This is a genomic window from Spongiactinospora gelatinilytica (assembly GCF_003236385.1).
GTDB classification, from domain to species: domain Bacteria; phylum Actinomycetota; class Actinomycetes; order Streptosporangiales; family Streptosporangiaceae; genus Spongiactinospora; species Spongiactinospora gelatinilytica.
On sequence record NZ_POUA01000095.1, the window covers coordinates 1 to 21,309 of the forward strand.

Here is a 21,309-nt window from a genome sequence, read left to right on the forward strand (position 1 = left end):
TATAAGAGACAGACGCGCCCACAACTGCGCCAGCCGCCCCCGCCGGGACGCCCCCAGCACGAGCTGCGTCGCGTTCACCCCACGGGCGAAATCCAGCAGTGCGCCCGGAATGTCGTCGCCGACCACCTGGTGGTAGCTGCCGCCCAGGTCTTCGACGAGGGTCCGCTGCCTGGACAGGTGGGCCGGGTCGGCTCCGCTGAGGCCGTCTCCCCGGGTGACGTGGACGGCCATCAGGTCCGCGCCCTTGGACCGCGCGGCGATCCGCGCCGCCCGGCGTATCAGCGTGTCCCCCTCCGGGCCGCCGGTCAACGCGACCACCACCCGCTCGCGCGCCTCCCAGGTCGCCGCGATCCCGTGCTCGGCCCGGTAGCGGTCGAGCTGCTCGTCCACCTTCCCCGCCACCCACAGCAGCGCCAGCTCCCGCAACGCGGTCAGGTTGCCCACCCGGAAATAGTTCGCCAGCGCCGCGTCCACCTTCTCCGGCGCGTACACGTTCCCGTGCGCCAGCCGCCGCCGCAACGCCTCCGGCGACATGTCCACCAGCTCCACCTGATCGGCCCGCCGCACCACCTCATCGGGCACCGTCTCGCGCTGCACCACCCCCGTGATCCGCTCCACCACATCGTTGACCGACTCCAGATGCTGCACGTTCACCGTCGTGACCACATCGATCCCGGCCGCCACGATCTCCAGCACGTCCTGCCACCGCTTGGCATTACCCGAACCCGGCACATTCGTATGCGCCAGCTCGTCCACCAACACCACCCTCGGACGACGGGCCAGCACCGCCGCCACGTCCAGCTCCGTGAACGACGCCCCCCGATGCACCACCACGCGCCGCGGGACGACCTCCAGCCCCTCCGACAGCGCGGCGATCTGGGCCCGGCCATGGGTCTCCACCAGCCCGACGACCACATCCCGGCCCCGGGCCAGCGCCCGCCGCCCCTCGGACAACATCGCGTAGGTCTTCCCGACCCCGGGGGCCGCCCCGAGATACACCCGGAGCCGGCCCTGGGGCTCATCGATCATGAATTCCCGGTGGACTCGCATATAACCTAGAAAACGCATATAAAACGGAGACTGTAGGGTCCTTGACACATTCACTACGCCATGGCCGTCGACTTTGATGCCATCCTGACGCCCCGCCCAGGCCCCGTATGAGCGGCATCAATATTCACCGCGCAGCCGTATACAACCCATCAAGAACCCACAAAACCCGCCTAATCCCCTCTTTCATTCAATGAGCGCCGGTGAAGTTCTCCGGCGAACGCTGATTTCGAGGAGTGGGGATGGCCGACGTCATCTTCGTGGCCCTGACGGTCGCGGTGTTCGCGGTCCTGGGCCTTGTCGTACGGGCGGTGGAACGGCTGTGAGCGTCGTCAACGCCGCCGGCCTCGCCGTGGTGGCGCTGCTGGTGATCTTCATGGTCGCCGCCCTGCTGTTCCCGGAGCGCTTCTGATGGGCACCGCGACCGCGGGCGCGCTTTTCGTCGCGTCCCTGATCCTGGCCCTGGCCCTGGTCCACCGGCCACTCGGCGACCACATGTACCGCGTCTACACCACGACCCGGCATCTCGCCGCCGAACGCCTGATCTACCGGCTACTCGGCGTCAACGCCGACGCCGAGCAGCGGTGGAGCGCGTACGCGCGCGGCGTGCTCGCCTTCTCCGTCGTCTCCATCCTGTTCCTGTACGGCCTGCAACGCCTCCAGGACAAGCTCTTCCTGAGCCTCGGCATGGACCCGGTGCCCGACCACGTCGCCTGGAACACCGCCGTCAGCTTCGTGACGAACACCAACTGGCAGGCGTACTCCGGCGAGTCCACCATGGGCCACCTGACCCAGATGGCGGGCCTCGCCGTGCAGAACTTCGTCTCGGCCGCGGTCGGCATGGCCGTGGCGATGGCGCTGGTACGCGGGTTCGCCCGGAACCGCACCGACAACCTCGGCAACTTCTGGGTGGACCTGGTCCGCGGCACGGTCAGAATCCTGCTGCCGATCGCCTTCGTCGGCGCGCTCGTGCTGGTCGCGGGCGGATTGGTCCAGAACTTCGCGGCCCCGCAGGAGATCGCCACGCTCACCGGCGGCGCGCAGAGCGTGACCGGCGGCCCGGTGGCCTCCCAGGAGGTCATCAAGGAGCTGGGCACCAACGGCGGCGGCTTCTACAACGTCAACTCCGCCCACCCCTTCGAGAACGCCACGAGCTGGACGAACTGGTTCGAGATCTTCCTGATCCTGGTCCTCCCGTTCTCGCTGCCGCGCACGTTCGGCCGGATGGTCGGCCAGAAGCGCCAGGGCAACGCCGTCCTCGCGGTGATGGCCGTGCTCGCCCTGGCCAGCGTCACCCTCACCAACGTCTTCGAGCTGACCGGCAACGCGACGGTGCCGCAGGCCGTGGGCGCGGCGATGGAGGGCAAGGAGGTGCGGTTCGGGGTGGCGAACTCCGCGACCTTCGGCGCGGCGACCACGCTCACCTCGACCGGCGCGGTGGACTCCTTCCACGACTCCTACACCCCGCTCGGCGGCATGATGGTGATGTTCAACATGATGCTGGGCGAGGTCGCGCCCGGCGGCGTCGGCGCCGGACTGTACGGCATGCTGGTGCTGGCGGTGATCACCGTCTTCGTGGCGGGGCTGATGGTCGGCCGCACGCCGGAGTACCTGGGCAAGCGGATCGGGGCCCGCGAGATCAAGCTGGCCTCGCTGTACTTCCTGGTCACCCCGATCCTGGTGCTGACCGGCACCGCCCTGGCGATGGGCAACGCGGATGGCCTGGCCGGGATGCTGAACACCGGCCCGCACGGGTTCTCCGAGGTCCTGTACGCCTTCACCAGCGCGTCCAACAACAACGGGTCGGCCTTCGGCGGCCTCACCGTGAACACGCCGTGGTACGACACGGCGCTCGGCCTGTGCATGGCGCTCGGCCGGTTCCTGCCGATCATCTTCGTGCTGGCCCTGGCCGGGTCGCTGGCCCGGCAGGCGCCGGTGCCGGAGTCGGCGGGCACGCTGCCCACCCACCGGCCGCAGTTCGTCGGCATGGTCGTCGGAGTCACGCTGATCCTGATCGCGCTGACCTTCCTGCCCGCGCTGGCGCTCGGGCCGCTCGCAGAAGGGCTTTCGTGAATGAGCACGTCAGAGCGCAGGGTCGGAGGCGGGCTGCTGGACCCCGGACAGTTGGTCCGCTCGCTGCCGGCCGCGCTTGCCAAGCTGAACCCCCGCACGCTGTGGCGCAACCCGGTGATGCTGATCGTGGAGATCGGCGCGGTGTTCACCACCGTGCTGGCGATACTCGACCCGACGTTCTTCGGCTGGGCGATCGTGGTCTGGCTGTGGCTGACCGTGGTGTTCGCCAACCTGGCCGAGGCGGTCGCGGAGGGCCGGGGCAAGGCCCAGGCGGCCACGCTGCGCGCGGCCAAACGGGACACCGTCGCCCGCAAGCTCGTCGGTGACGCCATCGAGACGGTCGGCGCGCCGGAGTTGCGGCCCGGTGACCGCGTGGTGGTCGAGGCGGGCGAGATCATCCCCGGCGACGGCGACGTGGTGGAGGGCATCGCCTCGGTGGACGAGTCGGCCATCACCGGCGAGTCGGCCCCGGTCATCCGGGAGTCGGGCGGTGACCGTTCGGCGGTGACCGGCGGCACCAAGGTGCTTTCCGACCGGATCGTCGTCGAGATCACCCAGAGGCCCGGTGAGAGCTTCATCGACCGGATGATCTCCCTGGTCGAGGGCGCGAACCGGCAGAAGACCCCAAACGAGATCGCACTGAACATCCTGCTGGCCGCGCTCACGGTCATCTTCCTGGCCGCGACGGCGACCATGCAGCCGATGGCGATCTACGCCAAGGCCGCCAACCCCGGCATCCCCGACTCGCTCGCGCTGACCGGCGACGGCGTGACCGGGCTCGTACTGGTCTCGTTGCTGGTCTGCCTGATCCCGACCACCATCGGCGCGCTGCTGTCGGCGATCGGCATCGCCGGCATGGACCGGCTGGTGCAGCGCAACGTGCTGGCGATGTCCGGCCGCGCGGTGGAGGCCGCGGGTGACGTCAACACGCTGCTGCTGGACAAGACCGGCACGATCACGCTGGGCGACCGGCAGGCGGCGGAGTTCGTCCCGGTGGCGGAGGTGGGCGAGGAGGAACTGGCGCTGGCGGCGCAACTGTCCAGCCTGGCCGACGAGACGCCCGAGGGCCGGTCCATCGTCGTGTTCGCCAAGCGCGCGTACGGCCTGCGTGAACGCGAGCCGGGCGAACTGGCCACCGCCGAGTGGGTGCCGTTCACCGCCCAGACCCGGATGTCCGGCGTGAACATGGACGGCCGGCAGGTGCGCAAGGGCGCGGCCACCGCCGTGATGAAGTGGGTCCGCGACCACGGCGGCCACCCCACCGACCAGGTCGGCCACCTGGTGGACGGCATCTCCGCCTCCGGCGGCACCCCGCTGGTGGTCGGCGAGGTCGATGGGGACAAGGCGAGGGTGCTCGGCGTGATCCACCTCAAGGACGTGGTCAAGCCGGGCATGGCCGAACGGTTCGCCGAGATGCGCCGGATGGGCATCAGGACCGTGATGATCACCGGGGACAACCCGCTGACCGCCAAGGCCATCGCGGACGAGGCCGGAGTGGACGACTTCCTGGCCGAGGCCACCCCCGAGGACAAGCTCGCGCTGATCAAGAAGGAGCAGGAGGGCGGCCGGCTGGTCGCCATGACCGGGGACGGCACCAACGACGCCCCCGCCCTGGCGCAGTCCGACGTCGGGGTGGCCATGAACACCGGCACCTCGGCCGCCAAGGAGGCCGGGAACATGGTCGACCTGGACTCCAACCCGACCAAGCTCATCGAGATCGTCGAGATCGGCAAGCAGCTCCTGATCACCAGGGGCGCGCTGACCACGTTCTCCATCGCCAACGACGTCGCGAAGTACTTCGCGATCATCCCGGCGATGTTCGCCGCGGTCTATCCGGGCCTCGACACGCTCAACATCATGCGGCTGTCCAGCCCGCAGTCGGCGATTCTGTCCGCGGTGATCCTCAACGCGCTGATCATCATCGCGCTGATCCCGCTCGCCCTGCGCGGCGTGCGCTACCGCCCGGCCGGCGCCGCCAAGCTGCTGTCGCGCAACCTCTACCTGTACGGCCTGGGCGGGGTCGTCGCGCCGTTCATCGGCATCAAGCTGATCGACCTGATCATTCAGTTCTTTCCGGGGATGTGAATCATGCAACGACTACCGGCGTGGATTCGCGGGCACCTCGCGGCACTGCGCGCGCTGCTCGTGCTCACGGTGCTGCTCGGCGCGGCCTACCCGCTGGTCGTGACGGGGGCGGCCCAGGCGGTGTTCAACGACAAGGCCAACGGCTCGCTGATCGAGAAGGACGGCAGGGCGGTGGGCAGCGCGCTCATCGGGCAGCGCTTCACCGACGCGGAGGGAATCCCGGTCGGAAAGTACTTCCAGAGCCGTCCGTCGGCGGCGGGCGACGGCTATGACCCCACGTCCACGAGCGCGAGCAACCTCGGCCCCGAGGACGTCGTGGACACCCTGCCCGCATCCGGCGAGGAGGGACGTCAGTCGCTGCTCACCCAGGTCTGCGCGCGGTCCAAGGCGGCGGGCGAGCTGGAGGGCGTCTCCGGCGGACGGCCGTACTGCACCGGCGACGGGGTGGGGGCGGTGCTCAAGGTCTTCCCTGCCGTGGGCACGCCCACCCGGGTGGTCAGCGTCAACCAGGCGTGCCCGGCGGTGCCGTTCGTGGCCGCCTACCAGGGGGTCGGGGTCGAGTGCGGCAAGCCGGGCGAGGACTACGCGGCCGGGCGTACGGTACCGGTCAGGGGGAACGCGACCGCCGTGCTGCCCGCCGACGCGGTGACCGCGAGCGGGTCGGGGCTGGACCCGCACATCTCGCTCGCCTACGCCGAGCTTCAGGCCCCGCGCGTGGCCAGGGAGCGCGGCCTGGCGCTGCCCCGGGTACGCGAGCTGATCGGCGAGCACACCACCGGCCGCGCGCTGGGATTCATGGGCGAGCCCGCCGTCAACGTGCTGGAGCTGAACCTGGCACTTGACGGGACCATCGGGTGACCGGTGGGTGGAGGAACCGCATTCCATCCTCACGGACGGTTCTCCCCACACGACATTCCGTGTATGACCGATGTATGCGACCTTGGGATGTCGGATGGGCGGCCTGTTCCGCGTGCACGGGGGCCGCCCACCCGGAGTACGGCCGGTGTCTGGCCCACCTCACGCCCGACGAGATCGACGCCGTGCTGACCGCGACACCGCCCGGCGCGGCCGGGCGGGCCCGCGGCCGGCCCGCCCCGGCGATCGATCTGCGCGGTGTACGCGTTCCGGCCAGGCTCCTGGAACACATCCTGGGAGTGACCGGCGGGCGGCTGGGCCGGGCCCGGTTCGATCACGCCGTCTTCGACGGCGACGCCCGGTTCGGCGCCACCGTGTTCGAGGGCGACGCCTCGTTCGATCACGCCTGCTTCCACGGCCTGGCCTCCTTCTACGACGCGCACTTCGCCACGAACGTCTGCTTCCGGGACGCCCACTTCGCCGGGCACCTGTCGTTCTCCGAGGCCAGGGTCAGCGGGTACGCGGTGTTCGACGAGGCCACGACGGGCGGCGACGCCGTGTTCGACTCGGCCAGGTTCGGCAAGGACGCCTCGTTCCACGGCAGCGTGTTCTTCGGGCCCGCGAGCTTCGACGGGGCGCGGTTCGCGGGCAACGCCGGCTTTCGCACCGCCCGCTTCCGGCGGGTGGTCTCCTTCCGCCGGACCATGTTCGGGAGGCAGGCGTCCTTCGCGGCGGCCTGCTTCTCCGCCGCCGCCTACCTCGCGCCCAGCGCGGTGGGCGGCGGCCTCTCGCTGGCCGGGGCGGGCGCGAGCGCCGGGCTCGCGCTCACCGCCGCCGGTTGCTCGGTGGATCTGCGCAAATTACGCGTCTCGGGCGGCCCGCTGACCGTACGACTGCGCGAGGCGCAGGCCGACCTTGAGGGCGCGACCCTCGCCGACGCGGCCACGCTCGTCGGCAGGGGCCCGGTGCGGCTGGTGTCGCTACGCGGGGTGGCCGCGGGCACCGGCCTCGCGCTGTCGGGGGTCGATCTCAGCGGGTGCAGCTTCACCGGGTTGCGCCATCCCGAGCGGCTGCGGTTGTCCGGCTGCGTGTTCGCCGCCCCGCCGCGCGGTGTGCGCCTGGCCCTGACCTGGCCCCCGCTGCGCTGGTGGCGACGGCGCAGCGTGCTGGCCGACGAGCGGGCCTGGCGCGGCTGGCCGGAGGCCGAGGGCGACGGCCCGCCCACGGCGACGCAACTGGAAGCGCTCTACTCCCGGTTGCGCGCCGGGGTGGACGACCGGCACACGGCCACCGACTTCGCGTTCGGCGCGATGGAGATGCGCCGCCTGGCGCGCACCGGGCCCGGCCGCTGGCTGCTCTGCGCCTACTGGCTGATCAGCGGGTACGGCCTGCGTCTCGGGCGCGCGGCGGGGTGGGTCGCGCTGGCCGTGTTGATCACCGCCGCCGGGATGCTCTGGACCTCGGCGGGCACCATGGCCCACCGCCAGCTGCCCGTCGTCCAGGAGACCCACTGACCCCGCTCAGACCCGCTCAGGAGGTGACGAACTCCACGATCGCCGGGGTGATCGCCTCGGGCGCCACCTCGTGCGACTGCCCGGCCAGCTCGGCGTGGCGGCCGTCGGGCAGCGTCTCGGCGATGTGCCGGGCGGCCGCCGCGCGGCTTCGGGCGGGCGTACACGCTGAGCCGGCACGCCGAGGCGCTCGTGCGGTCATCGAGCGCTACCGGGGGGATCAGGGCGCCAATGCTGCTGCTCACCGGTGAGCGCAGCCCCGCCCATCTGCGCCGGGCGGCGGAGCTGCTGCGCGCGGCCGTACCTGGGTCCTGCCTGACGGCCTTCCCCGGCGTCGGGCACAACGCCCCCGACCAGGAGGACCCGGTACGCGTCGCGAGAGCGCTGGCGGCGTTCCTGCGCTCGGTGTGAACTATGCCTGCCTGACCCGCCGGTCAGGCCACCGGCTCCCAGGTGACCGGGAGCCGGTGGACGCCGTAGATGAGCATGTCGGTGCGCATCGGCACCTCCTCCGGCGGCACGGCGAGCCGCAGGCCGGGGAACCGCTCGAACAACGCGGGCAGCGCGATCTGCATCTCCACCCGCGCGAGCTGCTGGCCGAGGCACTGGTGGATCCCGTGCCCGAAGGCCACGTGCCCGCCCACCGGCCGCCCGAAGTCGAGCCGGTCGGGGTCGGGGAACTGCTCGGGGTCGCGATTGGCCGCCGGGATGGACACCGTGACCGACTGCCCGGCCTTGATCTCCTGCCCGCCCAGCACGACGTCTTCCATGGCGACCCTGACCGTCCCCGGGATGACGCTCAGGTAGCGCAGCAGCTCCTCCACGATGGGGTCGGCGTGGCCCAGCTCGGTGATGCCGGGACCGTCGCGCAGCACGGCGAGCTGGTCGGGGTGGCGCAGCAGCGCGAAGGCGCCGAGCGCGATCATGTTGGCGGTGGTCTCGAACCCGGCGGCCAGCAGTACGCCGCCGACGTTGATCAGCTCCTCGTCGGTCAGCCCGCCGTCGCCGTTGACCAGGTCGCTGAGCAGGTCATCGGCGGGCTCGGCGCGCTTGGCCGCGACCAGCTCGGCCATGTGCTCCTGGACCGCGACGAAGGCGGCGATGGTCTCCTCACGGGAGGTGTCCATCCGCATCAGCACCTCGGTGTCGTGCTGGAAGCGGTCGCGGTCCTCGTACGGCACGCCCAGCAGTTCACAGATCACCAGTGACGGGATGGGCAGCGCGTACTGCTCCACCAGGTCCACCACCGGGCCCTGCCGCTCCATGGCGTCGAGCCGGCCGGCGGTGATCTCCCTGACGTTGTCGGCCAGCAGGCGCATCCGCCGCACGGTGAACTGGCCGGCCAGCAGGCGGCGGTAGCGGGTGTGCTGCGGAGGGTCCATCTGGCTGAAGACTCCGGGCGGCGCCGGGTTCCGTACGCTCCCCCCGGCCCCCGCCCTGGGCAGCGGCGAGTGCACCAGGTCGGCCCGCGCGCCGAACCGCGCGTCGGCCAGCACCTGACGGGTCAGGGCGTGCTCGGTCACCAGCCAGCCGATGTGCCCGTCGGGGTAGAGCATCGGGCTGACCGGGTCCTCCTCGCGGAGCGTGGCCAGCTCGCCGGGCGGGTCGAACGGGCACCCTTCGGGGCGCTCGGTGGGCAACGGCCGGGCGGGCCGCTCTTGGACAGGGTCTGACGATTGCCGCATGACGTTTCCTTTCGCCTGATCAGGCTGGAACCTCGGGGTCCGCTCTGGCGGCGGACCGCCGCTGGGCCGCGAGCCGGTCGTATCCCGCCCGCGCCTCGGCGGCGTAATCTTCGGGAAGCAGGGGGGTGGCGTGGATCTCTAGGGCCGCCATGCTCATCCGCAGGTGCCCATCGGGGGCGAGCACGTCCGCGCCCAGCGCCCGAGAAACCTGCTCGTGCATGACGAGCGGCCCGAACTGCATGGCGACCAGCATCGCGGCGAAGGCCCTGACGTCGGCGACGCCGGACACGTTGTCGCGCACCCACTCCTCCGCCAGGCCGACCATGTGGTCGAACATCGCCGCCGCCGCTGCCGAGCCGTCGAGCATGGAGTGGCTGAAGTAGCGCTGGAGCAGCAGCACGGTCGGGTGGACCGAAGGCAGGAACCCGGGGTCGGCCTGGCGGCCTTCCCACAGCGCCTCCTTCTTGACCCGCAGGAGTTGTTCGAGCGCGTAGGCGTCGCAGGCGTCGCGCAACCCCTCCTTGGACCCGAAGTGGTGCCGGACCAGCCCCAGTGACACGCCCGCCTCACGGGCGATGTCCCTGATCGTGGCCTTGTCGATGCCCCGGTCGGCGAACAGGCGCAGTGCCGCGTCCCTGATCCGCGCCCGGGCCGTCAAATCCGAAAGCGCCGGGTCTCCGATCGGGTCGGCCATCTGCTCCTCCATCGCCGGATGCTGTTCACCTGAATCACACACTATACGCATGAACAGTGTCTGACGGCCGCTTTCGGCGAACTTCGTCGAGTCGGCTGGACGGCCGGGCTAGGGTCGCGAGATATGACCGGCCGAAAAGGCGAGGCCGCCACGCTGGCCGCGGTGGCCGCGGGCGGGGCGGCGGGGGCCGTGGCGAGATACGCGCTCGCCGAGGCGTTCCCGCACCCGCCAGGGGCGTTCGCGTGGGCGACGTTCGGGATCAACGTATCCGGGTGCCTGCTGATCGGGGTGCTGATGGTCCTGATCACCGAGGTACGACGGGCCCACCCACTGGTCCGGCCGTTCTTCGGGGTGGGGGTGCTCGGCGGGTTCACCACGTTCTCCGCCTACATCGCCGACCTACGGGAGGCGCTGGCGGCCGGGCACCCGCTGATCGCCGCCGCCTACCTGGCGGGCACGCTCGTGGCCGCGCTGGCGGCCGTGACGGCGGGCGTGCTGCTCACCCGCGCCGTGTTCCGGCGGCGGTCGTGAGCTACCTGCTGGTGGCGCTGGGCGCGGCGGTGGGCGCGCCGCTGCGGTACCTGACCGACCGGGTGATCCGCGCCCGCACCGGATCGGACTTCCCATGGGGGACGTTCGCCGTCAACGTCGCCGGTTCGGCGCTGCTCGGCTTCCTGGCCGCGCTCCCGGCGGACGGCGCGCTGATGGCGCTGTTCGGGGCCGGGTTCTGCGGGGCGCTGACGACCTACTCCACGTTCGGGTACGAGACGGTGCGGCTGGTCACGGAGGGGTGGCGGGCGCGGGCCGCGCTGAACGCGGGCGGCAGCGTCGCCGCCGGCCTCACCGCCGCGTACGCCGGAGCGCTGCTCGCCACCTGGCCGGGGTAGCCGATCAAGTGACCGCCGGGAGGTCGCGGCGCATGCACACCCGTGGCCAGCGGTCCAGGCCGTGCGTCGCCTCCCTGGCCCGGATCTCGCGCAGGCCCGGGGTCAGCTCGGACTCGGCCAGCCGGCGAAACCCGCACCGCTCGTAGTAGGGCGCGTTCCACGGCACGTCGGCGAACGTGGTCAGGGTCAGCGCGGGCATCCCCCGCGCCGCCGCCCAGCCCGCGACGTGCTCGATCAGCGCCCGGCCCACCCCGCGCCGGGCCGCCCGGGGATGCACCGACACCTGCTCGACGTGGGCGTTGCCGTCCACCAGGTCGGCCAGCAGGTAGGCGTCCACCTCGCCGGACCCGCCGAGCGCGACCCACGCCCGCCCCGCCCGCCGGTGGTCCTCCAGCACCGGAAGCGGCGGCGGCTCGTCGTCGGCGATCTCCGGCATGCCGAAGTCGCGGAAGACACGCCCGGCGGCGCGCTCGATCTCGCGCAGCGCGGGCAGTTCCTCCGGCTCGGCTTCTCTGATTCGCACCCGGCCGATTCTGCTCACCCGCGGCGGCCCCGGCAATCCGGCCGCCGTGTCGGGGCACGCCCACCGGGTAGCGTGACGGGCATGACGATCGACGACGCCGCCGTGTCCGACCTCGACCCGTTCGGCATCTACGACGCCGAGGCCGAACGGCTCGACCGGTTCTTCACCGGGCTGGGCGAGCGCGAGCGCGACCGCCCTTCGCGGGCGGCCGGCTGGTCGGTCCGCGACGTGCTCGCCCATCTCGCCGGCGAGGAGCTTTACAACCACGCCTGCCTGGACGACGACCTGGCCCGCCTCACCGACACGCTGGCCCAGGAGGGCGTGTCGGGGCTCGGCGGGTTCAACGACTGGTGCGTACGGCAGCGCCGCGACCTGCCGTACGAGGACGTGCTGGCCGAGTGGCGGCAGAAGAACGCCGAGACCCGCCGCCGGATGCGCGAACTGGGCAGGAATGCCACCCTCCAGACGCTCGCCGGGCCGTACCCGGTGGGCGCTCAGACCTTCCACTACTGCTCGGAGCTGGCCACGCACGCCGACGACGTGGGCGCGCCGGTCACCGCCGAGGAGGCCGGCGAGCGTACCGCCTGGCGGGTCAAGGTCGCGCTGTTCGTGCTGGCCGAGCAGCACGCCAAGGCCCAGGTCGAGCCGAGCGCCGAGCAGATCTGGGTCCACGCCGACGGGGCCGAGGCCCAGCTCTCCCCGCCGGAGTTCGTCGAGGCGACCGTAGGGCGGCTGCCCGCCGACCACCCGCTCGACCCCAGGATCAGATCCGCGCTGCGCTGCCTCGCGTGAAAGGTCAGGGGGTCAGCGGTCGCCCCTGGCGATCACGACCGTGGACACCGACAGCAGCGCGGCGCCCATGATGGCGAACAGCACCCGCACGTACATCGGGAAGCCGGTGCCCAGGATGGCCGGCAGCGCGACCAGGAAGGCCCCGGCCGCGCTGAAGGTGACCCGGGTCAACATGCGCGTCCGCGACCTGTGGACCAGCACCGGAAACCCGGCGTTGACCTCCGGCACGTCGGGCCGCTCCTGGGAGAACCCGACGCTCACCCGGGCGAGCGCGTCGAAGGTCGTGATCACCGGCTGGAGCCAGAACTCCACCGAGTCATAGCCCAGCTCCACGTCGTAGGAGTCATCGGAGGAGATCCTCAGGAAGGTGCCGTCGGTGGCGCAGGACAGCACCTTCTCCCCCTCCTCGGAGTAGCTCTGGGTGAAGAAGCTGACCCGCAGTTTGGCGGCTCGCCGGTCGGACAGGGTGAGCCTGCCCTGCTCGTCGAACGGCACCGGCCCGCCGCGGTCCAGGACGGGCTCGTCGATGCGGATGAAGTAGGAGTCGCGGAAGGTCGGATGCCTGGCCAGCCGCCTGGCCACGCCCAGCCAGTGCTGCGGGTCGTCCCGGGTCTCCTCGCCGGGCCGCCGGTGTGGTTCGTCGCGGATGTGCAGGTCGGGGAAACGGCCGGTGGCCGGGTAGTACCGGTCGTCGTTGACCTCGATCAGCCGGTCGAGGTAGCGGCGCCCTTCGGTCCGGATGTCGTCCTCGGTGAGCGGATAGTCGTCGAGGTCGGTGTACTCGGCCATGCGCAGCCGGAAGACGACCATGTCGGCGGCGCACTCGGCGTCGGCGACGGACGCGAACCGCACCGGCACCAGGAACGGCGCCGTCGTCTCCACGTCGGCGACGTAGGCCACGACCGCCCTGCGGCCGATCACCGACATGTTGGCGATGGACGCCTGCAACGAGGGCACAACGTACTTGGACTCGTACCTGAACTGGATGACCGCTCCCCTGGGCAGCGCCAGCGCGGCGAGGATGTCTTCCGCGTAGCGCCGCCTGGCGTCGGACGACAGGAAGAGAACGGACGGTCGAGGGCCTGGCATGACCTTGTGTCCCCCGCTTGTGCCTGTGGTGGGTGTGCGGATCAGGCGGTCGCCGGTCTGTGGTGATCCCGCCTCCCGGTGTCCGCCGGGTGACCGGTGCCGTGCCGGTCGACCAGGTCGCTCAGCGTCAGAAATCGGCGCCACACGCGATTGGCCGGTAATTCGTCCAGCCGCTGCCGGAACAGTGGCGTGTAGCGGATGCCCTGGGCGATGAGGTCCGAGTGTCGCGCGAAGACGATCGGCTTCGGCGAGCCGGCCGCCTGGTCGGCCGTGAGGTCGATGATCACTCGTTGTGGGTCGCGCGGGTCGCCGACCTCGATCCAGCAGTGGTGCGGCACGTCGGGCTGGGCGCCGGTGGTGAAGGTGACGCTGCCTACGCAGTAGAGCGGGACCATCCCGTGGTCGGCGTGCAGCCGGCGGGCCAGCCACACCGAGGCCACGCCGCACTGGCCACGACCGCTGCCCTGCGGCCCGCCGTCGCCGACGTAGCGCGGCGCGGCGGTCTCGGAGGACCAGGCGTCCTGGAGCAGGCCGCGGTATCCGGTCAGCCGGCGCAGCCAGGCCGGGTCGCCGGGATCGGGCTCGCAGAACCGGGCGGGCTCCCTGCGCTCGTACGTCTCGCGCGGGACCGTCCGCAGCGGCCGGACCGCGGCGGCCAGCCGCCGCTTGGCCGTACGGGTCACGCCGCGGGCCATGAGGATGTTGTCGGGCGTGGTGAGCCGCTGCGGGGTCGCGGCGGTGGCGCTGCGCCGGGTGTGGAAGAAGCCCGCGGCGTCGTAGGAGTAGGTGACCGGGCAGGAGGCGAACGCGGTGAACCCGGCGGCGCGGAACGACGCGCCGTTGAACCCGAGCATCGGGTTGAACGCGGTCACGATGAGGTCGGCCGCGCCGCGCGCCTTGATCTCGCGTACGGCCTGGCCGATGGTCAGGCTCATCAGGTTGCCCGGGACGCCGGGCAGCCCGTGTACCCGGGTCAGCACCAGCACCCGGCCCGGCCGCGCCGGGACGCCGAGCGCGTTCAGCACGTCGAGCATGTAGCGCCGGTCGCACGACGAGAAGGCCAGGTAGGTCAGCGGCATCCGCGCGCCCCGCAGGAACAGCCCGAACTGCATGACCGTGTCGGCCCGCTCACAGCGCAGGTAGTGCAGCCGGGCCTGCACCCGGTGGCCCGCCCAGGGATCGACCGCCCCGAACCGCAACCGCCCGACCGACCCGTCGGCCCGGACCAGAGTGAGATCCCTGCGCACCTTCTCCACCCCCAGCAGCAGCGAGGTGTGCGCGTCGAAGGCGGCGTCCTCCAGGCCGACCCGGATCTCGGCGGCCCGGACGAGCGCCTGGATGCGCACCGCGTCGTACGCCCGGCCGGCCGGCCCGGTGGTGATCGCCGCCCGGCTGAGCGCGGGCAGGTGCAGCCGCACCTGCAACTCCAGCGTCCGCGGATCGACCCCCACGATCGCCGCGTCGGCCGCGATCCGGGGGGTCACGGCGCGCACGAACGCCTCCACGTCCGCATCCCGGAGCGCCTCATGCGGGCGAGTGTCGGGGACGGCGGGGCGCAGGCCGCCCTGCGGCGCTCGCCCGGATGCGGGAGGCACCGCCGGCTCATCGACATGACCCGAGTGCATGATCGCGTATATCCGACTTTCCCCGTGCGCGTATTACATTGAATCGACCCCCATTGTAAATCGGCTACCCTTCATCCGACAGGCAAGGAGCGTAAATTCGCGCGCTCCACCACATAAGACGGGTATTTCCAATGGCCGCATGGCGTCATATCGCTATAGAGCCCGACATTTCGCGAATTATCGACATTTCGCAAAGGAGGCGCTTTTTGGGCCGTACCCTTTCCGGGCGGCAGAGCCGGCCGCCAAGTCGTTCACCAGGAAACGCGCCCCTCGGGACGGCTTCGCTCCGCCACGGCGGCGACCGCGGTGAGCACGAAATGGCGGCGACTTCCTACCTATCCGCAAAGGCGGGGGCGACCAGCACTGCTGGGCGAACGGGGGCACGGCAGGCGTGGGGGAGTCGGCGCAGGCCGCCGTCCTGCTGTCCCCGCCTGCACCGCCACCGCCGGCTGAGCGTTCCGGTACGGCTGGCAGACTGCCGGGCATGGCTGTCAGCATCAGATCGGCCCGAGCCGATGACGCGCCGCGGGTCGCGGTACTGCTCGACCGGCTCGGCTACCCGGCGGACGCGGCCGAGGTCACGGCCCGGCTGAAGGACTGGCTGGACGATCGGCACAGCAGGCTGCTGGTCACCGAGATGGAGGGCCTGGTCGCCGGATTCGCCGCCCTGCACGCCTTCCCGCTGATCGAGCACTCGGCCCGCCGGGCTCGCCTGGTGGCGTTGGTGGTGGACGACGCTTTTCATGGCAAAGGGGTCGGGCGGACCCTGGTGGAGGCCGCCGAGGACCAGGCCCGCGCCTGGGGCTGCCGGGACCTGGAGATCACCAGTTCGCGGCACCGGACCGGGGCGCACGCCTTCTACGCACGGCTCGGCTACACCGACACCTGCGAGCAGGCGGCGCGTTTCCTGAAACCGCTGTAGCGCGCGCCCCCGCGTCGGGCAGGGCTGAGGACCCGCCACAGTGCGGCGCGGTCCAGCTCGTCGATCTTCCAGGTACGGGACCGGAGCGTGCCCCGGTACCGGTACTTCCGCATGATCTGCACATGGTCGGGTACCCGGACGAACCCACGTAGATCATCCTCTCCCTGCCATACCGACAGCGAACCGACCCTGCGGGTGAGCGGGTCCACCCACAGCCACATGCCCACCGCGCCGGGCAGCTCCGGCCACAGGCGGCCCAGTGACCTGGCGCTTTTGACGATGCCGGGAAAATCCCGGTAGCTGCTCATCCGGTAGTCGGTCAGTGAGGCCACCAGCGGGCCCGGCCGAGCGTCCGCCGGGCCGGCGATCCAGCGGGTCCTCAGCATGCCGCCGCCTCCGCGGTGAACAGGGGCTCGGCGGCGGCGCGCAGTTCGGCGCTGAACGGCTCGGGCCGCAGCGTGGCCGGGTCCAGGTTGACGTTGACCCGGTAGCCGTCGGCGTGCACCACCGTCCGGTCGGCCGACAGCACGCGGAAGCCGTACACCGCGCTGGTGCGGCCCATGCGGTCGATCCAGAAGTGGACCACCACCTCGCCCGCCCCGCTGACCGGCGCGTGGTAGGTCATCTTGACCTCCCGCACGGCCAGGAACACGTCTTCGAAGGCCGATCTGGCCCGGTCGGGGGCCCAGCCCTGGCGCACCCAGTACGTGATGATCGCCCGCTCGACGAGCAGGGTGTATCGGGAGTTGTGCAGCAGGCCCATGGCGTCGAGCTCGTCATAGTGCACCTGGACCGGCTCGTGTACGCCGGTTTCGGTGGTGGTCATGGTCAGTCCTCCGGGAGAAGCGTCGGGTCGGGACACAGCGCGCGCAGGCGCTGGAGTACGGCTCGGCGGGCATGGACGAGGACGACCGGCCCGTCGTACAGACGGATGTGGCTGATGACCCGCTCCCCGAGCGCGTCCACCTCGTACGCGAGCTGGGCGTCGTCCACGCCGTCCAGGAGCTCGCCCCGCGCCTTGGCCTCGGCCACCAGACGCCGGATGAACGTCTGCCAGTCGCCCATGGCCTGCGCGACCCGGTCGCGCACCGGCCCGGGACGGTCGTCGAACTCCGTCTGCACGGTGAAGAAGAAGCACCTGCCGGGCAGTACGCCCTGGCGGTAGAACCGCAGTCGCGACTCGTGCAGCGCGAACAGCCGCCGCACGCCCGCCGGGGCCCGCAGGGCGGGGGCCACCACCTGCTCGGTCCACTGGCGGACGGCCCACTCGATGGCGTCGAGCTGGAGTTGCTCCTTGTCCCGCCAGTGGGCGAAGAACCCGGACTTGCTGGTGCCGGTGGCGGTCGCCAGCTTGCCGAGGGACAGCCCTTCCAGCCCTTCGACGGATGCCAGGCCCACCGCCTGCGCCAGGATCGCCTCCCGGCTGCGCATGCCGCGCAACCGCCGTCCGTCTTGCGTCATATGCGGTAATTTACATTAACGACCGATCGTTTGTATATATGGCGCTACCGTGACATGAGACACCGACCTGACAATCAGGGTCGCTACCTCGTCAATGTGGTGAAAGCAGGTGACCGCAGCCGCCGCCACACAGCACAGGGAGCCCGGGAAACCCTCATGACAACGCCGACCCCACCGACACCGCCATCCGAGCCGACCGTGCCCTCCGGGCCGCCGTCGCCCGACCCCGGCCTGAGCGCCATCATGAGCGAGCGGCGTCAACTGACCAACCTCGCCTACCGGCTGCTCGGCTCGCTGACCGACGCCGAGGACGTCGTCCAGGAGACCTACGCCCGCTGGTACGCCATGTCCCGGCCCCAGCAGGAGGCCATCGAGAACCCGGCCGCCTGGCTGACCAGGGTCGCCGGGCGCATCTGCCTGGACGTGCTCGGCTCGGCGCGCGCCCGCCGGGAACGCTACGTGGGCGAGTGGATCCCCGAGCCGGTGCCCGACAGCACCGAGTGGATCAGCGGACGGCCCGGCGGCGCCGCGTCGCCCGGCCCCGCCGATCCGGCCGACCAGATCACGCTCGACGAGTCGATCAGCATGGCGTTCCTCATCGTGCTCGAATCCATGACCCCGGCCGAGCGCGTCGCCTTCATCCTGCACGACGTCTTTCGCTACCCCTTCGCCGAGGTCGCCGAGATCGTCGGCCGTACCCCGGCGGCCTGCCGCCAGCTCGCCTCCTCCGCCCGCCGCCGCATCCGCGCGGCCCGGCCCGCCGAGCCGGCGGCGGCCCGGCAGGCCGACCTCGTCAGGGAGTTCAAGCGCGCCTGGCAGGCCCAGGACATGAACGCCCTGATCGGCCTCCTCGACCCCGACGCCACGGCGATCGCCGACGGCGGCGGCGTGGTCAGCGCCCTGGCCCGCCCGATCGTGGGCGGCGAGCGCATCGCCCGCCGCATGATCGACATCACCGGCCTGGTGGCGGACGTGACCTTCCTGGAGCGCACGGTCAACGGCAGGCCCGGCCTGGTGGCCCAGCGGGACGGCGTCACCGTGGTGGTCGTGGCGTTCGGCATCACCGATGACCGGATCAGCGACATCTGGGCGGTACTGAACCCCGGCAAGCTCCAGCCCTGGATCACGGGCTGACCAACCGATGGGGGACCGGACTCCAGGAGTCCGGTCCCCCATCATTTGCTGCCGTTTATCCGAACTGCCCGGGCTGGTAGTCGCCGGCGGGGTTCTGGAGAATGATGTTCAGCCGGTTGAAGGTGTTCATCAGGGCGATGTGCGTCACCAGCGCCATGAGCTGCTCCTCGTCGTAGTGCTTGGCGGCGTTCGCCCACACCTCGTCGGAGACGCCCCCGGCCGCGTCGGCGATCCGGGTCCCCTCCTCGGCCAGCTCCAGCGCGGCCCGCTCGGCGTCGGTGAACACCTTCGCCTCCCGCCACGCCGCGACCAGGTTCAGCCGTACCGAATTCTCTCCGGCGTGGGCGGCGTCCTTGGTGTGCATGTCGATGCAGAACGCGCATCCGTTGATCTGGCTGACACGAAGCGCCACCAACTCCCGCGTCGCGGCGGTCAGCGGCGAGTCCGCCACCGCCTTCCCCGCCGAGGTGACATGCTTCACGACCTTCGCGGCGAACGGGTTGTCCAGGAAGTTGAGTCGAGCTTGCACATCCATCTCCTTGCCTCGTCCCTCTTTCACCCCTTTCGACGAGACGGCCCCACGAACTGTGAGCCCTGGCTGGATGTGATCCGCGTCTCCATAAAGCGGGAGATCATCAATGCCGGCCGACTCACCTTGACCTGTCTCACATACGCAGATCAGGCCGCGCCCATCCGAGCCAGAATGCCGAGCTGTGTCGAAACGACCAATGTAGGAAATGGTGCCCTGGCCCACTTCGACGATCAGGCGCGATGCCTGGCAAGGGAGTCCCTGCGCGCTGCGCCAGGGCCATACCTCCAACGCGCCACAGTCTTGACCCGGCGATTTCTGCTGCTTGTCCGAGACGGCCATCAGCACCTCGCACAGACCCGTGATCTTTACAACGCTACAGACGACTTGGGCGGCCCATTCGAGTGCGGGCCGGCAAGGCAGGCGAACTACGAGATGGGCGTACATCTGCGGGCGCGGGCAACGGTCAACGCTCTGGAATCCGCCTCACAGGCAGAACAAGCCTGGAAGGACGGTGATACATGGGCGTATGGAACATGGGCTCAGGTGCGCATCGGCTCCGCCATCGCCCATGTGATGGCCGGTAAGATGGACGGTGCCGGAGAGGCTCTCCAACCCGTACTACAGCTTCCCGACGAATTGCGGCTCGCCACGCTGGCGGCTCGACTGGCTCGGGAGCTGACACCCCTACTCGACGACCGGCATCCATTGGCGTTACGCGACCATGTGCGGGAATACTGCCTTGGCAGTACAAAGATGTGGCAGATCCCGAGCGGCTGAAGGGACGACCTAACGGTGCGCGCTCGATGACTCGGGACAGATGCGGGACCACTGGTGGTGGAGGCCGGGATGGCGAGACGGGCGGCGGATGTACGCCTGGCACGCCACGTTCGGCGACCAGATCGAGCTGCATGCCCTCACTGAGCGGTACCAGGAAGCGTTCGGCTCTCTATCCGGGGTTGACGCGATCCCGCAGCCCTGGTTGCACCTTACGATGCAGGGTGTCGCATTCACCGACGAGGTGAGCGCACGAGACCTGGCGGAGATCGTGACGCGAGCACAGAAACGTCTACGCTCCGCTGGTGCAGTGACATTTAAGGTTTACGTGCCGATCGTTGACCCCGAAGCCATTATGTTCCGACCGGATCGGACTGACCGGCTTCGGCAGTTCCGCGACGAGGTCCGGGAAGCGATCGCAGACGTGTGGGGGGCGAATCGCGTACCGGAGACGCCGGAATGGGCACCGCACATCAGCAGCGCCTATAGCAACGCCACAGGACCGGCAAGTCCGTTCTTTGATGCCATCGCATCGGTCAAAGCGGGGCCAGCGTCCGTCACCCTTCGAGAAATCCAGCTTATCCGTCTCGGCAGAGACACCCGGCTGTACACATGGGAAACAGCGGCATCAGTGCCCCTCGATGCCTAAGTGTCTCTTGGCCTGGATGCTTCTATTGTTTCTAGGCGAAGCAAGGGCAGAGACAAGCGACTTCGGCCGCTTTGCGTGGAACCTGAGCGAGGGTCAGGATAGCGCTGGGCATGGTGGCGATGAGCATATGCGGTGCCTCTCTGCACCAGTATCCTCGCTCGATACGCCGATCCATCGAAGAAACGTGGCAGGCCACTCGACCGCTTGAGTTCGGGGCTGAGGGGTAATGGACGATCATGGCACGGATCGACTACTACGACGACCCGAACGCGCCTGAGCCCAAGTCCGTCGTACCCGGTGGCTCGGCGGTAGTCGTCGACGATGGTGGTCGGGTGCTACTGCACCGCCGCCGCGACAGCGGCCTTTGGGCACTACCTGGCGGAGTCATGGACCTCGGGGAGTCGATCACCGAGGCGGTGATCCGGGAGGTGGCCGAGGAGACCGGCGTCATTGTTGAGGTGACCGGATTGGTCGGCGTATACAGCGATCCCCGGCATGTGATCGCGTACAGCGACGGCGAGGTGCGCCAGCAGTCCAACGTGTGCCTGCGTGCTCGGCCTGTCGGAGGAACCGCCCACGTCACCGATGAGGCACGCGAAGTACGTTGGGTGATCCCTGACGATATCGACACACTGGAAACGCACCCGACCCAGCGTCTGCGAATTCGCCACGCCCTGGACTCGGCCCGTAGCAGCCCATATCTGGGCTGACTCCAAAAGCGCTCAACTTCATGTACGGCTTCAGGCCACAAGGGTAGATATTGAAGGAACGCGGATATGCCGATAAACCCAGGTCCACACTGATCGCCTGCTGCGCCGAGGCGCGCCGGCGCGCGACAGCGCGCACGCGCTGAAGGGTGGGGGTGGTGTAGCCGGTGCTGGAACGGCGGGCGAGGACACACAGCTGCGGAAGCCGGACACCAGAGCGCAGGGCATGACCACGGGGCGGCGGGCAGGGGGCTTGCCGTACAT

At 70.3% G+C, this 21,309-nt stretch carries 25 protein-coding genes; 14 read left to right on the forward strand and 11 right to left on the reverse strand.

Annotated elements, in window-relative coordinates; all coding sequences use genetic code 11:
• Nucleotides 1–1,029 (reverse strand): universal stress protein (locus C1I98_RS14365; protein WP_158558034.1); only part of this gene is annotated, 1,029 nt, incomplete at its 3' end.
• Nucleotides 1,030–1,369: 340 nt separating this feature from the next.
• Here C1I98_RS14365 and C1I98_RS14375 point away from each other — a divergent pair.
• From C1I98_RS14375 to C1I98_RS14395, 5 genes are all read left to right on the forward strand, one after another.
• Nucleotides 1,370–1,459: a potassium-transporting ATPase subunit F gene (locus C1I98_RS14375; protein WP_111167677.1), complete on the forward strand. Its 90-nt coding sequence runs from the start codon at nt 1,370–1,372 to the stop codon at nt 1,457–1,459.
• Entirely contained in the window at nt 1,459–3,120 is a 1,662-nt protein-coding gene (gene kdpA, locus C1I98_RS14380) for a potassium-transporting ATPase subunit KdpA (RefSeq protein WP_111167678.1), read from the forward strand. Before C1I98_RS14375 ends, kdpA begins: the two co-directional genes overlap by 1 nt.
• On the forward strand, nt 3,121–5,205 hold the full coding sequence (kdpB, locus tag C1I98_RS14385; protein ID WP_111167679.1) for a potassium-transporting ATPase subunit KdpB: 2,085 nt from the start codon (nt 3,121–3,123) through the stop codon (nt 5,203–5,205).
• A gap of 3 nt (nt 5,206–5,208) precedes the next feature.
• Nucleotides 5,209–6,063 carry a potassium-transporting ATPase subunit C gene (locus tag C1I98_RS14390; protein WP_111167680.1) on the forward strand — a complete coding sequence of 285 codons (855 nt, stop codon included), beginning with the start codon at nt 5,209–5,211 and terminating at the stop codon, nt 6,061–6,063.
• A 74-nt stretch (nt 6,064–6,137) separates the two neighbouring features.
• The gene (locus tag C1I98_RS14395) at nt 6,138–7,574 is read left to right on the forward strand and encodes a pentapeptide repeat-containing protein (protein ID WP_111167681.1); all 1,437 of its coding nucleotides are present in this window, start codon (nt 6,138–6,140) and stop codon (nt 7,572–7,574) included.
• Nucleotides 7,575–7,590: 16 nt separating this feature from the next.
• On the opposite strand, the gene C1I98_RS14400 is transcribed toward C1I98_RS14395, so the two are convergent.
• Nucleotides 7,591–7,773 (reverse strand): hypothetical protein, encoded by a 183-nt coding sequence (locus tag C1I98_RS14400; protein WP_111167682.1) that lies wholly within the window; start codon nt 7,771–7,773, stop codon nt 7,591–7,593.
• Between the two features lie 29 nt (nt 7,774–7,802).
• Here C1I98_RS14400 and C1I98_RS14405 point away from each other — a divergent pair, with 29 nt between their 5' ends.
• Nucleotides 7,803–7,982, forward strand: coding sequence for an alpha/beta fold hydrolase (locus C1I98_RS14405; RefSeq protein WP_111167683.1), 180 nt, complete (start codon nt 7,803–7,805; stop codon nt 7,980–7,982).
• Nucleotides 7,983–8,005: 23 nt separating this feature from the next.
• Here C1I98_RS14405 and C1I98_RS14410 read toward each other — a convergent pair whose 3' ends face one another.
• Together C1I98_RS14410 and C1I98_RS14415 are read right to left on the reverse strand one after the other, a co-directional pair.
• The gene (locus tag C1I98_RS14410; RefSeq protein WP_111167684.1) at nt 8,006–9,256 is read right to left on the reverse strand and encodes a cytochrome P450; all 1,251 of its coding nucleotides are present in this window, start codon (nt 9,254–9,256) and stop codon (nt 8,006–8,008) included.
• A 19-nt stretch (nt 9,257–9,275) separates the two neighbouring features.
• Nucleotides 9,276–9,962 (reverse strand): TetR/AcrR family transcriptional regulator, encoded by a 687-nt coding sequence (locus tag C1I98_RS14415; protein WP_233507865.1) that lies wholly within the window; start codon nt 9,960–9,962, stop codon nt 9,276–9,278.
• A gap of 111 nt (nt 9,963–10,073) precedes the next feature.
• On the opposite strand from C1I98_RS14415, the gene C1I98_RS14420 reads away from it, so the two are divergent.
• Nucleotides 10,074–10,481, forward strand: coding sequence for a fluoride efflux transporter FluC (locus C1I98_RS14420; RefSeq protein ID WP_111167685.1), 408 nt, complete (start codon nt 10,074–10,076; stop codon nt 10,479–10,481).
• Nucleotides 10,478–10,837 (forward strand): fluoride efflux transporter CrcB, encoded by a 360-nt coding sequence (gene crcB, locus C1I98_RS14425; RefSeq protein WP_111167686.1) that lies wholly within the window; start codon nt 10,478–10,480, stop codon nt 10,835–10,837. Before C1I98_RS14420 ends, crcB begins: the two co-directional genes overlap by 4 nt.
• Nucleotides 10,838–10,841: 4 nt before the next feature.
• Here crcB and C1I98_RS14430 read toward each other — a convergent pair whose 3' ends face one another.
• Entirely contained in the window at nt 10,842–11,360 is a 519-nt protein-coding gene (locus C1I98_RS14430) for a GNAT family N-acetyltransferase (RefSeq protein ID WP_233507866.1), read from the reverse strand.
• A gap of 81 nt (nt 11,361–11,441) precedes the next feature.
• On the opposite strand from C1I98_RS14430, the gene C1I98_RS14435 reads away from it, so the two are divergent.
• On the forward strand, nt 11,442–12,152 hold the full coding sequence (locus tag C1I98_RS14435; protein ID WP_111167687.1) for a maleylpyruvate isomerase family mycothiol-dependent enzyme: 711 nt from the start codon (nt 11,442–11,444) through the stop codon (nt 12,150–12,152).
• Between the two features lie 12 nt (nt 12,153–12,164).
• On the opposite strand, the gene C1I98_RS14440 is transcribed toward C1I98_RS14435, so the two are convergent.
• Both C1I98_RS14440 and C1I98_RS14445 read right to left on the reverse strand, forming a co-directional pair.
• Nucleotides 12,165–13,241, reverse strand: a complete 1,077-nt coding sequence (locus tag C1I98_RS14440; protein ID WP_111167688.1) for a hypothetical protein — start codon at nt 13,239–13,241, stop codon at nt 12,165–12,167.
• Nucleotides 13,242–13,282: 41 nt separating this feature from the next.
• Complete coding sequence (locus C1I98_RS14445) at nt 13,283–14,836, reverse strand: hypothetical protein (protein ID WP_146607433.1); 1,554 nt, start codon at nt 14,834–14,836, stop codon at nt 13,283–13,285.
• A gap of 514 nt (nt 14,837–15,350) precedes the next feature.
• On the opposite strand from C1I98_RS14445, the gene C1I98_RS14450 reads away from it, so the two are divergent.
• A complete protein-coding gene (locus C1I98_RS14450; RefSeq protein WP_111167690.1) occupies nt 15,351–15,788 on the forward strand; it encodes a GNAT family N-acetyltransferase in 438 nt (145 codons plus the stop codon).
• Here the strand turns inward: C1I98_RS14450 and C1I98_RS14455 are convergent.
• The 3 genes from C1I98_RS14455 to C1I98_RS14465 are packed head-to-tail and all read right to left on the reverse strand — an operon-like array spanning nt 15,740 to nt 17,249.
• Nucleotides 15,740–16,174, reverse strand: coding sequence for a hypothetical protein (locus C1I98_RS14455; protein WP_199536951.1), 435 nt, complete (start codon nt 16,172–16,174; stop codon nt 15,740–15,742). The genes C1I98_RS14450 and C1I98_RS14455 overlap by 49 nt on opposite strands.
• On the reverse strand, nt 16,168–16,614 hold the full coding sequence (locus C1I98_RS14460) for an acyl-CoA thioesterase (protein ID WP_111167691.1): 447 nt from the start codon (nt 16,612–16,614) through the stop codon (nt 16,168–16,170). Before C1I98_RS14460 ends, C1I98_RS14455 begins: the two co-directional genes overlap by 7 nt.
• A 2-nt stretch (nt 16,615–16,616) precedes the next feature.
• Nucleotides 16,617–17,249, reverse strand: coding sequence for a TetR/AcrR family transcriptional regulator (locus C1I98_RS14465; RefSeq protein WP_111167692.1), 633 nt, complete (start codon nt 17,247–17,249; stop codon nt 16,617–16,619).
• Between the two features lie 156 nt (nt 17,250–17,405).
• On the opposite strand from C1I98_RS14465, the gene sigJ reads away from it, so the two are divergent.
• Nucleotides 17,406–18,383 (forward strand): RNA polymerase sigma factor SigJ, encoded by a 978-nt coding sequence (sigJ, locus tag C1I98_RS14470; RefSeq protein ID WP_111167693.1) that lies wholly within the window; start codon nt 17,406–17,408, stop codon nt 18,381–18,383.
• A 55-nt stretch (nt 18,384–18,438) separates the two neighbouring features.
• Here sigJ and C1I98_RS14475 read toward each other — a convergent pair whose 3' ends face one another.
• Complete coding sequence (locus tag C1I98_RS14475) at nt 18,439–18,912, reverse strand: carboxymuconolactone decarboxylase family protein (RefSeq protein WP_111167698.1); 474 nt, start codon at nt 18,910–18,912, stop codon at nt 18,439–18,441.
• Nucleotides 18,913–19,347: 435 nt separating this feature from the next.
• Here C1I98_RS14475 and C1I98_RS40485 point away from each other — a divergent pair, with 435 nt between their 5' ends.
• The 3 genes from C1I98_RS40485 (at nt 19,348) to C1I98_RS14485 (ending at nt 21,048) form a co-directional block, all read left to right on the forward strand.
• Entirely contained in the window at nt 19,348–19,692 is a 345-nt protein-coding gene (locus tag C1I98_RS40485) for a hypothetical protein (protein WP_146607434.1), read from the forward strand.
• A gap of 88 nt (nt 19,693–19,780) precedes the next feature.
• Nucleotides 19,781–20,338: a 2'-5' RNA ligase family protein gene (locus C1I98_RS14480; protein WP_158558035.1), complete on the forward strand. Its 558-nt coding sequence runs from the start codon at nt 19,781–19,783 to the stop codon at nt 20,336–20,338.
• A gap of 236 nt (nt 20,339–20,574) precedes the next feature.
• Nucleotides 20,575–21,048 (forward strand): NUDIX domain-containing protein, encoded by a 474-nt coding sequence (locus C1I98_RS14485; protein ID WP_111167695.1) that lies wholly within the window; start codon nt 20,575–20,577, stop codon nt 21,046–21,048.
• Nucleotides 21,049–21,309: the final 261 nt, after the last annotated feature.

Excerpts from the sequence above, each read along its gene's own strand:
- kdpA (WP_111167678.1), top strand. The coding sequence starts at position 1,459 with ATGGGCACCGCGACCGCGGGCGCGCTTTTCGTCGCGTCCCTGATCCTG.
- C1I98_RS14455 (WP_199536951.1), bottom strand. The coding sequence starts at position 16,174 with ATGCTGAGGACCCGCTGGATCGCCGGCCCGGCGGACGCTCGGCCGGGC.
- C1I98_RS14420 (WP_111167685.1), top strand. The coding sequence starts at position 10,074 with ATGACCGGCCGAAAAGGCGAGGCCGCCACGCTGGCCGCGGTGGCCGCG.
- C1I98_RS14390 (WP_111167680.1), top strand. The coding sequence starts at position 5,209 with ATGCAACGACTACCGGCGTGGATTCGCGGGCACCTCGCGGCACTGCGC.
- C1I98_RS14460 (WP_111167691.1), bottom strand. The coding sequence starts at position 16,614 with ATGACCACCACCGAAACCGGCGTACACGAGCCGGTCCAGGTGCACTAT.
- C1I98_RS14415 (WP_233507865.1), bottom strand. The coding sequence starts at position 9,962 with ATGGAGGAGCAGATGGCCGACCCGATCGGAGACCCGGCGCTTTCGGAT.
- C1I98_RS14440 (WP_111167688.1), bottom strand. The coding sequence starts at position 13,241 with ATGCCAGGCCCTCGACCGTCCGTTCTCTTCCTGTCGTCCGACGCCAGG.
- C1I98_RS14395 (WP_111167681.1), top strand. The coding sequence starts at position 6,138 with ATGCGACCTTGGGATGTCGGATGGGCGGCCTGTTCCGCGTGCACGGGG.
- kdpB (WP_111167679.1), top strand. The coding sequence starts at position 3,121 with ATGAGCACGTCAGAGCGCAGGGTCGGAGGCGGGCTGCTGGACCCCGGA.
- C1I98_RS14480 (WP_158558035.1), top strand. The coding sequence starts at position 19,781 with ATGTACGCCTGGCACGCCACGTTCGGCGACCAGATCGAGCTGCATGCC.
- C1I98_RS14450 (WP_111167690.1), top strand. The coding sequence starts at position 15,351 with ATGGCTGTCAGCATCAGATCGGCCCGAGCCGATGACGCGCCGCGGGTC.
- C1I98_RS14410 (WP_111167684.1), bottom strand. The coding sequence starts at position 9,256 with ATGCGGCAATCGTCAGACCCTGTCCAAGAGCGGCCCGCCCGGCCGTTG.
- C1I98_RS14485 (WP_111167695.1), top strand. The coding sequence starts at position 20,575 with ATGGCACGGATCGACTACTACGACGACCCGAACGCGCCTGAGCCCAAG.
- sigJ (WP_111167693.1), top strand. The coding sequence starts at position 17,406 with ATGACAACGCCGACCCCACCGACACCGCCATCCGAGCCGACCGTGCCC.
- C1I98_RS14400 (WP_111167682.1), bottom strand. The coding sequence starts at position 7,773 with ATGACCGCACGAGCGCCTCGGCGTGCCGGCTCAGCGTGTACGCCCGCC.
- C1I98_RS14405 (WP_111167683.1), top strand. The coding sequence starts at position 7,803 with ATGCTGCTGCTCACCGGTGAGCGCAGCCCCGCCCATCTGCGCCGGGCG.
- C1I98_RS14465 (WP_111167692.1), bottom strand. The coding sequence starts at position 17,249 with ATGACGCAAGACGGACGGCGGTTGCGCGGCATGCGCAGCCGGGAGGCG.
- C1I98_RS40485 (WP_146607434.1), top strand. The coding sequence starts at position 19,348 with ATGGGCGTACATCTGCGGGCGCGGGCAACGGTCAACGCTCTGGAATCC.
- C1I98_RS14435 (WP_111167687.1), top strand. The coding sequence starts at position 11,442 with ATGACGATCGACGACGCCGCCGTGTCCGACCTCGACCCGTTCGGCATC.